This window comes from Fusicatenibacter saccharivorans (assembly GCF_027667425.1).
GTDB classification, from domain to species: Bacteria; Bacillota; Clostridia; order Lachnospirales; family Lachnospiraceae; genus Fusicatenibacter; species Fusicatenibacter saccharivorans.
Genome location: NZ_JAQEGR010000012.1, coordinates 14,456 through 29,102 on the forward strand (window position 1 = coordinate 14,456; position 14,647 = coordinate 29,102).

At 46.6% G+C, this 14,647-nt stretch carries 11 protein-coding genes; all 11 read left to right on the forward strand.

The window, feature by feature from the left end; translation table 11 throughout:
• The first annotated feature begins 309 nt into the window (after positions 1 to 309).
• The 11 genes from PGS38_RS11980 (at position 310) to PGS38_RS12030 (ending at position 14,474) form a co-directional block, all read left to right on the forward strand.
• Positions 310 to 1,965: a putative manganese-dependent inorganic diphosphatase gene (locus tag PGS38_RS11980; protein WP_117510673.1), complete on the forward strand. Its 1,656-nt coding sequence runs from the start codon at positions 310 to 312 to the stop codon at positions 1,963 to 1,965.
• Positions 1,966 to 2,069: 104 nt separating this feature from the next.
• Positions 2,070 to 2,669: a flavin reductase family protein gene (locus PGS38_RS11985; protein WP_117510675.1), complete on the forward strand. Its 600-nt coding sequence runs from the start codon at positions 2,070 to 2,072 to the stop codon at positions 2,667 to 2,669.
• Positions 2,670 to 3,018: 349 nt separating this feature from the next.
• Positions 3,019 to 4,353 carry an NADP-specific glutamate dehydrogenase gene (gene gdhA, locus PGS38_RS11990; protein WP_022461212.1) on the forward strand — a complete coding sequence of 445 codons (1,335 nt, stop codon included), beginning with the start codon at positions 3,019 to 3,021 and terminating at the stop codon, positions 4,351 to 4,353.
• A 430-nt stretch (positions 4,354 to 4,783) separates the two neighbouring features.
• Complete coding sequence (locus tag PGS38_RS11995; protein WP_055220310.1) at positions 4,784 to 5,137, forward strand: Hpt domain-containing protein; 354 nt, start codon at positions 4,784 to 4,786, stop codon at positions 5,135 to 5,137.
• Positions 5,138 to 5,424: 287 nt separating this feature from the next.
• Positions 5,425 to 6,870: a uracil-xanthine permease family protein gene (locus PGS38_RS12000; RefSeq protein WP_117510677.1), complete on the forward strand. Its 1,446-nt coding sequence runs from the start codon at positions 5,425 to 5,427 to the stop codon at positions 6,868 to 6,870.
• A 476-nt stretch (positions 6,871 to 7,346) separates the two neighbouring features.
• Complete coding sequence (locus PGS38_RS12005; protein ID WP_270476306.1) at positions 7,347 to 9,191, forward strand: extracellular solute-binding protein; 1,845 nt, start codon at positions 7,347 to 7,349, stop codon at positions 9,189 to 9,191.
• A gap of 89 nt (positions 9,192 to 9,280) precedes the next feature.
• Positions 9,281 to 10,192: an ABC transporter permease gene (locus PGS38_RS12010; RefSeq protein WP_238033680.1), complete on the forward strand. Its 912-nt coding sequence runs from the start codon at positions 9,281 to 9,283 to the stop codon at positions 10,190 to 10,192.
• A gap of 14 nt (positions 10,193 to 10,206) precedes the next feature.
• A complete protein-coding gene (locus PGS38_RS12015) occupies positions 10,207 to 11,094 on the forward strand; it encodes a carbohydrate ABC transporter permease (RefSeq protein ID WP_117801785.1) in 888 nt (295 codons plus the stop codon).
• 176 nt (positions 11,095 to 11,270) lie between these two features.
• Positions 11,271 to 12,290 (forward strand): sugar kinase, encoded by a 1,020-nt coding sequence (locus PGS38_RS12020; RefSeq protein WP_270476308.1) that lies wholly within the window; start codon positions 11,271 to 11,273, stop codon positions 12,288 to 12,290.
• Between the two features lie 52 nt (positions 12,291 to 12,342).
• Positions 12,343 to 12,846 (forward strand): shikimate kinase, encoded by a 504-nt coding sequence (locus PGS38_RS12025; protein WP_117801787.1) that lies wholly within the window; start codon positions 12,343 to 12,345, stop codon positions 12,844 to 12,846.
• A gap of 338 nt (positions 12,847 to 13,184) precedes the next feature.
• The gene (locus PGS38_RS12030) at positions 13,185 to 14,474 is read left to right on the forward strand and encodes a UDP-N-acetylglucosamine 1-carboxyvinyltransferase (protein WP_055226306.1); all 1,290 of its coding nucleotides are present in this window, start codon (positions 13,185 to 13,187) and stop codon (positions 14,472 to 14,474) included.
• Positions 14,475 to 14,647 lie beyond the last annotated feature (173 nt).

Below are 14,647 nucleotides of genomic sequence, written 5' to 3' on the forward strand. Positions count from 1 at the left end.
TTCAATTTTGCACGTTTTTCTATCTGCGTTTATCTTAACATAAAAGATTTTCTTTGACCAGATGAAAAAAGGATGGTAAGATGTGTGTAGTCGTTACCAAAATTACTGAGACGCGCACTTGCTGCGCGGCTGCAGGAGAAAGTGATTCAGGTGGCCGCCCGGAACTTCGCGGAGCGAATTTGCATGTGCAGGGCGGCGGTTACTGGTCACGAAGTGAGCAGTAACTGTAGTCGTTACAAAAAAAAGAAGTAAAACTACCGGGACGAACTTACTGTATACCACAAACATACAGAAGGGAGGAGTACTATTATGAAATCAAATTCAAGAGTTTATGTAATTGGACATAAAAATCCGGATACGGATTCGATCTGTTCGGCGATTGCCTATGCGGATATCAAAAACAGAACGGATAAAACAAAAACCTACGTGGCACGCCGTGCCGGTCAGATCAACGAGGAGACCGAGTATGTGCTGAAACGCTTTGGGGTGCGTGCGCCGGGCTACCTGCCGAATGCGGGAACGCAGGTAAAGGAAATTGAGATTCACGAGGTGCCGAGCGTGCCGGGTACGATTTCCGTGAAAAAAGCGTATTCCATGATGAAAAACAACAATGTAGTCACACTGCCGATTACTTCGCCGGACAATGATCTGCAGGGCGTGATCACGGTCAGTGATATCGCGGAATCCTATATGGATTCTTATGACAGCCATGTCATGTCACTGGCAAGGACGCAATACCGCAGTATCGCGGATACGTTGGACGGATCTGTCATTGTCGGAAATGAGCATGGATATTTTATCCGCGGAAAAGTCGTTGTCGGCGCATTCCATCCGGATACGATGGAGAACTACATCGAAAAAGATGACCTTGTCATTCTCGGAAACCGTGCGGAGGACCAGCTCTGTGCAATCGAGATGGATGCAAGCTGCATTATCGTCGGACTTGGCGCAAAGGTGACGAAAACGATTCAGAAATTTGCAGAGGAAAAATGCTGTGTGATCATCAGCAGTCCGCATGACACGTATACGATTGCGCGTCTGATTAACCAGAGTATTCCGGTCAAATATCTGATGCGCAGAAGCAATCTGATCACGTTCAACACCGAAGATTTCCTCGATGATATCAAAGAAGTTATGAAAAATCAGAGACACCGCGATTTCCCGATTCTGAACAAGAAAGGAAAATATGTGGGAACGATTTCCCGTCGGAACCTGATCGGAAATGCAGGAAAGAAACTGATTCTCGTCGATCACAATGAGGAATCACAGGCGGTCGATAACGTCAAAGAGGCGGAGATTCTCGAGATCATCGACCATCATCGTCTGGGATCACTTGAGACGATGGCGCCGGTTATGTTCCGCAATGAGCCGGTGGGCTGCACGGGAACGATTATGTATGAAATTTATAAGGAAAAAGAGCTGGAGATCGCGCCGAACATCGCAGGACTGCTCTGCGCAGCCATCATTTCCGATACGCTGATGTTCCGGTCGCCGACGTGTACGTTTCTTGACAAAGCGGCAGCAGAGGCACTGGCGGACATTGCAGGCATCAGCATTCCGGAGTTTGCATCCGAAATGTTCCGTGCAGGAAGCAACCTGAAAGATAAATCACCGGAAGAAATTTTCTACCAGGATTTCAAAAAATTCATCATGGGCGATGTTACGTTTGGTGTCGGCCAGATTACATCCCTCGATGCGGGCGAGCTGGAATCCATCAAGGAACAGCTTCTGCCGCAGATGGAAAGCGAGTGCGGAAAACACGGCATCGAGATGGTATTCTTTATGCTGACCAATATTATAGAAGAATCTACAGAGCTTCTGTATTATGGAAGCGGGGCAAAGGAAGTCATCGAAAAAGCTTTTGAAGATCTTCCGGTCAACGAGGTCAGCTGCGAGCTGAAGGGTGTTGTGTCGAGAAAGAAACAGCTGATTCCGGCATTTATGATGGCGCTTCAGAATCAGTAAAAACAGAAAAAATAAAAAAGCGTGGTTCCGGGCCTGAAAACAGATCCGGGGCACGCTTTTTTCGGTCATAAAAGGGTGAAAAAGAGGAAAGGAAAGAAATAAGAATGGGAAAACAGACATGGAAAGCGGGAAATATGCTGTATCCGCTGCCGGCGGTCATGGTGTCGGTGCGCGGAAAGAACGGGGAGGACAACATCATCACCGTTGCCTGGGCCGGCACGGTGTGTACGAATCCTCCGATGGTATCGATCTCGGTGCGGCCGGAACGCTACAGCTATCAGATGATCAAAGAGAGCGGTGCGTTCGTCATCAACCTGACGACGGAGGACCTCTGCTATGCGACCGACTACTGCGGCGTGCGCTCGGGAAGAGATGTGGATAAGTTCAAAGAGATGAAACTGACGAAAGTCGAGGCGGAGGAGATTTCCGCACCGATGATCGGGGAGTCGCCGGTTAATATCGAGTGTAAAGTGGAGCAGGTGCTCGAACTGGGCTCGCATCACATGTTTCTTGCAAAAGTTGTGGCTGTCCATGCGGATGAGGCATACATGGATGAGCGCGGCCGCTTCGATCTGAACCGCGCGAAACCGATTGTGTATTCCCACGGAGAGTACTTTGGAATCGGGAAAAAGCAGGGAACCTTTGGCTGGAGCGTGAAGAAAAAATCGAAAACACCTAATATAAAAACAAAAAACCGCAGCTAATCTTTATTTTCTAAAGAATCAGCACGCAAAATTTTATAGTACTTTCGGTAAAAATATACAAAATCGACAAAAATACTGGGTAAATATTAGAAAACGCTACAAAATCATGATTTATTAGGAATTTTTTGCGTGAAATATTGCAAAAACCGGATATTTTATGCTATAATATCAACCAATCGTTGACCTTATAAAATTAAGTGATCCGGAGGACGGGAGAATCCACCGGAGACGCGAGAGAGTGCGGAAATGATTTTCTCCACGCTTTAAGGCTGATGAGAACCGCAGATGGATCTTTTAAAGAAATCTTTCTGCACTACATTAAGGGAGAAATTTCAAGGAGGAAACGAACATGTCATACGTAGATGAGGTTATTGAGTCCGTAGTTGCAAAAAACCCAGCTGAGCCGGAATTCCATCAGGCAGTCAAAGAGGTTCTGGAATCTCTTCGCCCTGTTATTGAAGCAAACGAGGAAAAATACAGAAAAGTCGCTCTTCTGGAGAGAATGGTAGAGCCAGAGCGTCAGATCAAATTCCGTGTGCCGTGGGTAGACGATAAAGGACAGGCTCATGTAAACACCGGATATCGTGTACAGTTTAACAGTGCAATCGGACCTTACAAAGGAGGAATCCGTCTGCATCCTTCTGTAAATATTGGTATTATCAAATTCCTGGGATTCGAGCAGGTATTCAAAAACTCACTGACCAGCCTTCCGATCGGCGGAGGTAAAGGTGGTTCTGACTTCGATCCGAAAGGAAAATCTGACAGAGAGATCATGGCATTCTGCCAGAGCTTTATGACAGAGCTTTGCAAATATATCGGCGCAGACACCGACGTACCGGCTGGTGACATCGGAACAGGCGCAAGAGAGATCGGCTTCATGTTCGGACAGTACAAGAGAATCCGCGGCGTATACGAAGGCGTTCTGACTGGTAAAGGTTTAAGCTACGGCGGATCTTTAGCAAGAACAGAGGCTACCGGATACGGACTGCTGTACCTGACCCAGGAGCTGCTGAAACTGAACGGCATCGACATCGCAGGCAAGACCGCTTGTGTATCCGGTTCCGGAAACGTTGCAATCTATGCAATCGAGAAAGCTACTCAGCTTGGTGTGAAAGTTCTCACCTGCTCTGACTCCAACGGATGGGTTTACGATCCAGACGGAATCGATGTAGCTGCATTAAAAGAGATCAAAGAAGTAAACCGTGCCCGTCTGACCGAGTACAAGAAATATCGTCCAAACTCCGAGTATCACGAAGGACGCGGCGTATGGGTTGTAAAAGCAGACCTTGCTCTTCCTTGCGCAACTCAGAACGAGCTGCTGCTTGAGGATGCAAAAGCACTTGTTGAGAACGGATGCACTGCAGTATGCGAGGGCGCTAACATGCCTACTACTCTGGAAGCAACCAAATATCTGCAGGAGCACGGCGTAATCTTCGCACCTGGAAAAGCTGCAAACGCAGGTGGTGTTGCAACATCCGCACTCGAGATGTCCCAGAACTCCGAGCGTCTGTCCTGGACCTTCGAAGAAGTTGATGCAAAACTGAAGAGCATCATGATCAACATCACACACAACATGGTTGATGCTGCAAAACGTTACGGCCATGAGGGCGACTATGTTATGGGCGCTAACATCGCAGGCTTTGAGAAAGTAGCTGACGCTATGATGGCTCAGGGAATCTGCTAATCTGATTTTGAGAAATCCAAAGGGATCTCCGGTTAAGACCGAGGGTCCCTTTTTGCATAAAAGATAGAAGAAACACAGAAAAATAACGAAAATTACAGGGTACAAAAAACATTACATTTTGCAACGAGACTAGACAGAAGAAATAGACTTTCACGCGGTACCGTGTGAATAAAACGACAGAATATGCGAGTAAGTTGTATTATTATGCATAAATGCAATATACAGGTAAGATAAAAACGTAAGAAAAACGTAAGAAAAAAGATATTTTATATTCAGAAATAGAGCGTATAGTAAACAAAAATAATGCAAAAATAATGAAAAGCAGAAGTTGACAAGAGCTTGCGTGAGAAATATAATTATTTATGTATTGATAAAGAACTTGTTTGCATTAATATGTAATGAATTTGCATACAGGGAAGAGGAAGAGAAGATGACATTAAAAGATTGCTACATGCAGATGGGAGCAGATTACGAGGAAACCGTTCAGCGGCTTCGCAGTGAATCTCTGATTCAGCGGATCATTTTAAAATTTCCTCAGGATCCGAGCTATCAGGAGCTTTGCCAGGCACTGGCGGACGGAAATATTGAGGTTGCATTCCGTGCAGCTCATACATTAAAAGGCGTGTGCCAGAATCTTGGTTTTAAAAATCTGTACGAGCCAAGCGCCGAGCTGACCGAGCGGTTAAGACCGCTGCAGGAGACCGAGACGGATGATCTGATGCAGAAGGTGACGGAAGAATATAACCGCACCGTAAAAGCGATTGAGGATTTCCAGAACGCTTAAATTGAAGGAAGAAAACAAGGAGACATTGATCTGTGAGATGAGGAACACAGACCGGTGTCTCCTTTTTATGGAATTCTGTACAAGATGCGGGTTGACGGGAAAAAAGAAACATGATAATCTTTTTACATAAAAGCACAGCTTATGAAGAAGACTTGTTTAAAAAGAAAAACTTATAAGTATCTATAAGAAAAAACAAGGACGCTTTGCCGGAAAAATTCCGGCTGTGCAGGGCATATTCCATACCGAAAGGCAAGGCAGCCCAAATCTACAAAAGCAGGAGAAAAGCAATGAAAAAAGAAAAAAGTTCAGCTATGGGAACCCCGTACACCTTTGAAGGACGGATTCCGCTGAAGCAGGCGATTCCGCTTGGATTGCAGCACGTAATGGCGATGTTCATAGGAAACCTTACCCCGCTTCTGATCATCATGGGAGCGTGCGGTCTGACGGCGGATGCGGGCTACGGTGCACTTCGTACGGCTCTTTTGCAGAATGCAATGACAGTAGCCGGTATTGTAACACTGGTACAGATGTTTTCGATTGGACCGATCGGCGGTAAAGTACCGATTGTTATGGGTACATCTTCTGGATTCCTCGGCGTATTCAAGAGCGTGACAGCCGTGCTGGGACAGGGCGCGCTGACGTACGGCGCTATCCTTGGTGCGACAATTGTCGGCGGTCTGTTTGAGGGCGTGCTTGGCGTCTGTTTAAAGCCGCTTCGTAAATTTTTCCCGTCGGTTGTTACCGGCTGCGTCGTTATGGCGATCGGTCTTTCGCTGATTCCGGTTGGAATCAATTATCTCTGCGGCGGTTCCGGAACGAACGATTACGGTTCCATACAGAACCTGTTCCTTGGCATGGTCGTTCTGATTGTAACGCTGGCACTGAAGCACTTTACAAATCCGAAGGGAATCTTAAGCACGGCTTCAATTCTGATCGGTATTTTAGTCGGCTACGTGGTAGCTATTATTATGACCATGGTTCTGCCGCATACCGGAACGGCGGTTCTTGAGGATGGAAGCACTGTTTCCTATACATATTCCTGGGTTGTCAATTTCCAGCAGGTAAAAGATGCGTCCTGGTTCGCACTCCCTGGTATTGCAGGCTTTGGAAAACTGGCTGAGGTAAAACCAGTCTTCCGTGTGGAGGCAATTCTCCCGGTAGCGATCATGTTCATCGTAACAACCGTTGAGACGGTCGGCGATATCTGCGCCTGCGTAGAGAGCGGTATGGACCGCGAGGCAACCGATTCTGAGCTTTCCGGCGGTATCATCTGCGACGGTCTCGGATCCAGCTTTGCAGCAGCACTCGGCGTTCTCCCGAATACTTCTTTTGCACAGAACGTCGGCATTATTTCGATGACAAAAATCGTAAACCGTATGGCACTTTCCTGCGGAGCCATTTTCCTGATCCTCTGCGGACTCTGCCCGAAGATTGCAGCATTTGTATCCATTATGCCGCAGTCCGTACTCGGCGGTGCAGCCGTTATGATGTTTGCGTCAATTCTGGTTTCCGGTATCCAGCTCATCACAAAAGAGCCGATTACGAGCCGTGAGATCACGATCGTTTCTGTTGCACTGGGTCTTGGCTACGGCCTTGGTTCCACAGCGGGAGCAACTTCTGAGCTTCCTTATTATATCCAGCTGATTTTCGGCGGCTCCGGTATTGTTCCGGCAGCTGTTGCGGCGATTGTACTGAATATTATTATTCCAAAAGAGAAGAAAAAAGCAGAATAAAGAACAAAAAAAGAAAAAGAACCTCTTATGTTTCCGGAAAGAAGTATTCCCGGGGAGAGATAAGAGGTTCTTTTTTATTGTGTTGCCCGGCATTCGGAGGGAACTGCCGGTAGAAGGCTCTGCAGGTAAAATGTCTGAAAATACGAGGAATATACAAAATGACGGAAAAAGCACAAAAAATCCGTCAATAGATAAAAGAATAACGAAAAAGAAAAAGTCAAGATTGACTATAAATTTTAAAATAGTGTACAAAATCGACAATATGAATTAAAAAAACGAAATAAATTGTGAAAAATACATAAAAAATGCTTGTCAAAACGGGTGGAAGAGAGGTATAATCATTGCATAAAAAGTGTGACGAAAATGTGAAAGTTTTAGGCAAAACGTATGATTAAAAACAATGGATTCTTCGTAAACCTGGACAAAAGCAACAACGGAGCACGCAAAAAGAACGTAAATCACAAGGAGGACACCAAATGAAAAAGAAAGTAATTTCTGCATTACTGGCAAGCACCATGATCGTAAGCCTGGTAGCATGTGGCAGCACTGGGGGAGACAGTTCTGACGCAAACAGCAAGAGCAGCGGCACAACAGCATCAAGTACGGCAGGCGGCGATGAAGCAAAGGATACCCCATCGGACAGCGGCTCCGGCGATGCAGCAGGTTCTGGTGACTGGGTTGCAGCAGCTGATGAAGCAGACGATGCAGTACCGGGTGAAAATGACGATCGTGCGTTTGCAAAATTTGATCATGTCGTAGAAGTACATTATGGATATCAGATCGACCCGAAGGATACCACACTTCCGGACGGCGATTCCGTAGATAACAACCAGTACACCAGATACCTTCTGGATAACTACAACATCAAAGTTGTCTGCGACTGGACTGCAGGTAATGCATCTGACTTCCAGCAGAAAGTATCTCTGGCAATCGCATCTGCTTCCCTTCCGGATGCAGTCGTTGCACCAACCCGTAACTACCTGGTACAGGCAGCAAGAGCAGATCTTCTTGCAGACCTCTGGCCGGAGTTCAACCAGTACGCATCCAAACAGGTAAAAGAAATCATCGAGACTACCGAAGGACGTGCGATCAACAATGCAACCGTAGACGGAACCTTCTGTGCACTGCCAAACATATCGGTAGATACCGATGGTGTTTACCTGTACTTTATCCGTCAGGACTGGCTGGATCAGTTAGGACTGGAAGTTCCGAAGACCGTAGATGAACTCGGCGAAGTAGCTCAGAAATTTAAAGACGCAGGTCTCAGCCCGGATTATGCAATCGCAGGTATTGATAACGGCGGAAGAACCTACTCCAACTTCCTGAACTCCTCCAACAACGGATACGGTTTCGATGCTGTATATCAGGCATTCAATGCAACACCGGGATATTTTCTGAAAGATGATTCCGGCGAACTGTACTGGGGAACTACAACAGATGAAATGAAAGAAGCCCTTACCACCTTACATGACTGGTATGAAAAAGGCCTCATCAACCCGGAGGTTGGAACCACAACCAACGGCGACAATGCAAACAATGTTAAGAACGGAACCTGCGGTATCTTCATGGGACCATGGTGGAGCCTTGGATACGGAAACCCGGATTCCTTCCGTAACGATAACAATGCAAACTGGCAGGCATATCCGCTGTACACCAAAGACGGTGAGTGGAATATTCATATGAAAGACGTTGGAACCACTTATACTATGGTAAACAAAAACGCATCGGATGATGTGAAGAAAGCCATTGTTATCATGAACAACGTACTCGTTCGTGATGAGTCTACCTTCGATACTTCTGTAGCAATCGGCTGGTATCCGCTGCGTAACTGTATGGCAGCTACCGATGAGTGCGAGTATGAGTATGATGCACTGATGGGAATCATCAAAGGCGAAGCAAGCGCAGATGATTATCAGCAGGGCGGAAGCAAATTCAACGGTCTGTACAAGAACCTGGCAAACGATGCCGCAACTCTGAAAGACGTTATCTCTGAGGACTATGACGGATCCAGAGATCTGGCAGTAACCGATATGGATGTCAACACCAACAACGGACAGTTCAACAGATTCTATGCACTGCTGATTGGTGATCGTCCATACGCAACACTTGAGCCGGATCACAAGATCTATTCTGAACTGTACTACACCATCGACGGAATGGATACCTACTGGACCCAGATTTCTGACCTGGAAGACAAGAGTATCCTTCAGTTCATCACTGGTGCGAAGAGCCTTGACGAGTGGGATCAGTTCTGCACCGACTGGCATGTACAGGGTGGTGATCAGATCCTTGAGCTGGTAAAAGATTACCTGGCTGAGTAACTAATGTAAATGTATGATGTGGAGGGTGGGGTACAGGAAAGCCTGTACCCCACTACTTTAAAAAAATGACATCAAAGGAGGAGCTTGCCGTGAAGAAGAAAAAAGGCCATCTCGGGCTGTCAAATTCCTTTCACTATACGTTAATGGTTCTGCCGGGTTATATCTGGCTGTTTATGTTTTCTATCGTTCCGATGGTTGGTATTGTAATGGCATTCCAGGATTACAATCCGAGCAAAGGATGGTTCGGCTCTCCGTGGGTAGGTTTGAAATGGTTTAAATACCTGACCGTTATCCCGGATGCAAAACGGGCACTTGTCAATACTCTGATTATTGCAATCGCAAAGGTTATCCTGAATATCATCATTCCGCTGGTGTTCGCACTGCTGCTGAATGAGGTAAAGAATATGAAGTTCAAAAAGACGGTTCAGACGATCGTATATCTGCCGCACTTCGTATCCTGGGTTATCCTTGCAAACATCATCACCAATATCCTTGGCGCAAACGGAATTTTCAACACGGTCCGCAGCGCAATGGGTGCAACGGATACCGTTCTTCCGATGACCATGCCTGGCATCTTCCGTCAGTTACTGATCGGAACTGATGTATGGAAAGAGTTCGGTTACAACGCAGTTATTTATCTTGCAGCGCTGACCGGCATCAGCCCGAGCCTTTACGAGGCAGCCGCAATCGACGGCGCAAGCCGCTGGAAACGTGTATGGCACATCACCATCCCGGGACTGGTTCCGACCATCGTTCTTCTGACCACACTGGCAATGGGCAACGTTCTGAATGCAGGTTTCGACCAGGTATTCAACATGTACAACCAGCTGGTTATTGAAACTGGTGATATCATCGATACATACGTATACCGTATTGGTATTACAAACATGCAGTTCTCGCTGGCTACTGCAGCAGGTCTCTTTAAATCTGTTGTCAGCTTCGTGCTGGTTGTTACTTCTTATGTTTGTGCTTACAAGTTTGCTGATTACAAGATTTTCTAAGGAGGGCAGAAATTATGATAGAAAGCAAGAGTTTTGGCAGCAGAGCGTTTAAAGTCATAAATGCTATCATCCTGATTCTCCTGGCATTCAGCTGTTTTTATCCGTTATGGTATACGTTCTGCGTATCTATTTCTTCAAAAGCAGCCGCTGAGGGCGGTCTTGTAACGATTTACCCGATCGGATCAAACGTAAAATCCTACAGCCTGATTATGGGTGATTCCGCATTCTGGAATTCCTTCTGGATTTCCATCAAGCGAGTTGTGATTGGAACCATATGGACCATGGTTGTCCTGATTATGATGTCCTATCCGCTGGCAAAGAGCAAAACAGAGTACAAACCGAGAAACGTCCTGATGTGGATCCTGGTATTCTGTATGCTGTTCAATGGTGGTACCATTCCGTGGTTCATCACCGTTAAAAATTATGGTATGATCGATACGATGGCAGCACTGGTTCTGGCTGGTTCTGTTCCGGTATTCAACGTACTCCTGATGATGAACTTCTTCCGCGGCATCCCGGGAGACCTCGAGGAGGCAGCCCGTGTAGACGGCGCCGGCCCGTGGCGTATCCTGTGGCAGATTGTAGTTCCGTGTTCCAAACCGGTTATCGCAACCATCGTCCTGTTTACATCCGTTGGTTACTGGAACGAGTATTTCCAGGGCCTGGTATTAATGAACAAAGAGACGAACTATCCGTTACAGACCTACATCCGTCAGATCTCCGTTCAGATCCCGGTAGGCGTAACCCTGACTGCAGAGCAGTATCAGCAGTTAGCACAGAACTCTAACAAATCACTGGAGGCAGCAAAGGTATTTATCGCCCTTGTTCCTATGCTGATTGTATATCCGTTCCTGCAGAAATACTTCGTAACCGGTATTACACTGGGAGCAGTAAAAGAATAATGAAATACACGAAAAGAGGCTTTCTGAAGAGAAACAGAAAGCCTCTTTTTTGTGCTTTTCTGCGATGGAAAACGGGGGTGGTTTCCGCAGGTTTTTCTTGCGTCCGTGGGGAAAACAGCGTAAGATAAAGAGGTATTGAGACAAAAAAGCAAATTGCTTTTGGAGGGGATTTTAGTATGAAGGTACTTACTTTTGGAGAAGTGATGCTGCGTCTGAAAACACCGGAGCATCTGAAAATTTTACAGGCAGATACATTTGAAGCCAATTACGGCGGCGCGGAGGCGAATGTTGCGGTTTCCCTGGCGACACTCGGGGACGATGTTTCGTACGTGACAAAAGTGCCGGAGCACCAGGTGGGACAGGCAGCCGTCAATGAGATCCGCCGGTTCGGCGTCGATACATCCCGTGTGCTGCGGGGCGGCGGACGCGTTGGTATTTACTATTTTGAAAAGGGAACGAATATCCGCCCGACGAGCGTGGTTTATGACCGCGCTTACAGCGCAATTGCAATGGCAAAGACAGAGGAATTTGACTGGGAAAAACTGCTTGATGGCGTAGATCTCTTTTATTTTTCCGGTATCACGCCTGCCATCAGCACAGAGATTGAAAAAGCGCTGGAGAACGCTCTGGCGCTCTGCAGAGAGAAAAAAATCCAGGTGGTATGTGATCTGAACTACCGCGGAAAAATGTGGTCCACGAAGGACGCACAGCGCGTTATGCGCCGTCTGATGGCGTATGTGGATGTCTGCATTGCAAACGATGAGGATTTTGAATCATCACTTGGCATTCCGGCGTACGACGGAGATATGTCGCGCGGCATTGAGCAGATCGAGTCTTACAAAGAGGGCATGCTGGAAATCCAGAAGCAGTTCCCGAACTGTAAAGTAGTTGCGAGCGTGCTGCGCAATCTCTACACCGTGGAGGACGGCGACTGGATGGGAATTTACCTGAAAGACGGAAAATTCTATGAGAGCCCGGTTCACAAAGTACACAGCTTTGAGGCAGTCGGAGCCGGTGATGCGTTTGGCGCAGGACTGATTCACGCGATGGCGCATGATTTTGCGCCGCAGAGAACCATCGATTTTGCGATTTCTGCAAGCGTCTTAAAGCTGATGATTCAGCACGATGCCAACGTGGTCAGCGAAAAAGAGATTGAGCAGATCATGAAGCAGGGCGGAACAAATCTGCAGAGATAGAGGAAACAAAAAGATTCCGAGAGTACATACAGGACAGCAGGAGGAATAAAACTTGAAGAAACGGAATATTATATTAATAGGAATGCCGGGAGCCGGCAAAAGCAGCGTTGGCGTTATCCTTGCAAAGGCTTTGGGGTATGAGTTTATTGATACGGATCTTGTGATTCAGCATCGGGAGAAACGTCTTCTGCGCGAGATTATTGCAGATGAGGGAAACGAAGGCTTTCTTGCGATTGAGAATGAGGTCAATGCGACTCTGGAAGCCGATGAAAGCGTCATTGCACCGGGCGGCAGCGCTATTTACGGAAAAGAGGCGATGGAGCATTTTAAAGAGATTGGAATAATCGTTTATCTGAAGCTGTCGTATGAGGATCTGGCAAAGCGTCTTGGAAACCTGAAGGGACGCGGCGTTGTGCTGAAAGAGGGTCAGACGCTCAAAGATCTTTACGATGAGAGAAGTAAACTGTATGAACAGTATGCCGAGATTACGGTCGATGAGAGCGGAAAGGATATCCAGGGCACGATTCTGGCACTTCGCGAGCAGATTGGCATGTAAGAAGGAACGGGTGGAATATTCGGAGAATTTTCAAAAACATAATATTACATAATAATAAGGAAAATGTTCTGACAGTTAGAAATTACATATAACGTTTCTCTGAATATTCCTGACCGGAAACGGTGGAAAAAAACGGAAATAGTACGGAATATATTAAAATTGATTTACAAAATATTAGATTTGAGTTAAGATAAGGGGAGACTGAAAAATTACTGCGGGGAGCAGTGCGTTTCAGTGAGTCCGGAGTGTGTAAAAAAAACAGCAGAACAGACTTTGAATCGTTATTTCGGATAAAACACACTCGTTAAGTTATGAAAAAGAAAATTTGAGGTGAATATATGGAACAGTATGTCATCAGAGGTGGAAATCCTCTTGTGGGCGAAGTGGAAATCGGGGGAGCAAAAAACGCGGCGCTTGCAATTCTTACGGCAGCAACGATGACCGACGAAACGGTCCTGATCGAAAATCTGCCGGATGTCAGCGATATTAATGTACTTTTGGAAGCAATTGCAGAGATCGGAGCTACTGTGGACCGCATCGACCGTCATACCGTGCGGATCAATGCATCGACTATCGGTGATCTGAGTGTTGACTATGAATATATCAAAAAAATCCGTGCGTCTTATTATCTTTTAGGCGCGCTGCTTGGAAAATACAAAAGAGCGGAAGTTCCGCTTCCGGGCGGATGTAACATTGGAAGCCGTCCGATCGACCAGCATTTAAAGGGATTCCGCGCACTCGGCGCTGAGGTAAGCATCCGTCACGGCGCAATCGTGGCAAGTGCGGCAGATCTGCATGGAAGCCACATTTTCCTGGATATGGTTTCCGTTGGAGCCACCATCAACATCATGATGGCAGCTTCGATGGCAAGAGGAAATACAACGATTGAGAACGCAGCAAAAGAGCCGCACGTTGTCGATGTGGCGAACTTCCTGAACAGCATGGGAGCCAACATCAAAGGAGCAGGAACCGACGTGATTCGGATCAAGGGTGTCGATACCCTGCACGGAACCAGCTATGCGGTCGTACCGGATATGATCGAGGCAGGTACGTATATGTTTGCAGCAGCAGCTACAAAGGGCGATGTGCTGATTAAAAACGTGATTCCAAAGCATCTGGAAGCAACAACCGCAAAGCTCGAGGAGATTGGCTGCGACGTAGAAGAGTTTGACGATTCCATCCGTGTGAGCGCAAGCAAACGTCTGGGCAGAACACACGTAAAGACACAGCCGTATCCGGGTTACCCGACCGATATGCAGCCGCAGATTGCGGTTACACTGGCACTGGCAAACGGTACGAGTATTGTAACAGAGAGTATTTTTGAAAATCGTTTTAAATATGCGGATGAGCTGGCACGTATGGGCGCCTGTATTAAAGTAGAAGGCAACACGGCGATCATCGACGGCGTAGAGAAATTTACCGGAGCAGAGGTTTCCGCACCGGATCTTCGCGCCGGAGCAGCACTTGTTATTGCAGGTCTTGCAGCAGAGGGTGTTACCGTGGTGGATGATATTGTATACATTCTGCGCGGATACGAGGACTTCGACGGAAAGCTCCGTGGACTCGGCGCTGAAATTGAGCGTGTGAATAATGCAAAGGACATCCAGAAATTCCGGTTAAGAGCGTAAAAACAGTATAAAACAAATGTTGACAAAAAGGACGGTGCAATAAAAGGTACCGTTCTTTTATTTTACCTTATTGCGAAGAAATTGGCTTAAATTTTACTACTATTATTTTCAAAGCTGAGGCGGTCAGTATTGGTAAAAAAAGATATTTAAAAATATACAAATTTATGATATGT

Bases quoted from the DNA above. Each gene is read 5' to 3' on its own strand.
- PGS38_RS12005 (WP_270476306.1), top strand. From the start codon at position 7,347: ATGAAAAAGAAAGTAATTTCTGCATTACTGGCAAGCACCATGATCGTA.
- PGS38_RS11980 (WP_117510673.1), top strand. From the start codon at position 310: ATGAAATCAAATTCAAGAGTTTATGTAATTGGACATAAAAATCCGGAT.
- PGS38_RS12020 (WP_270476308.1), top strand. From the start codon at position 11,271: ATGAAGGTACTTACTTTTGGAGAAGTGATGCTGCGTCTGAAAACACCG.
- PGS38_RS12015 (WP_117801785.1), top strand. From the start codon at position 10,207: ATGATAGAAAGCAAGAGTTTTGGCAGCAGAGCGTTTAAAGTCATAAAT.
- PGS38_RS11985 (WP_117510675.1), top strand. From the start codon at position 2,070: ATGGGAAAACAGACATGGAAAGCGGGAAATATGCTGTATCCGCTGCCG.
- PGS38_RS12000 (WP_117510677.1), top strand. From the start codon at position 5,425: ATGAAAAAAGAAAAAAGTTCAGCTATGGGAACCCCGTACACCTTTGAA.
- PGS38_RS12030 (WP_055226306.1), top strand. From the start codon at position 13,185: ATGGAACAGTATGTCATCAGAGGTGGAAATCCTCTTGTGGGCGAAGTG.
- PGS38_RS11995 (WP_055220310.1), top strand. From the start codon at position 4,784: ATGACATTAAAAGATTGCTACATGCAGATGGGAGCAGATTACGAGGAA.
- gdhA (WP_022461212.1), top strand. From the start codon at position 3,019: ATGTCATACGTAGATGAGGTTATTGAGTCCGTAGTTGCAAAAAACCCA.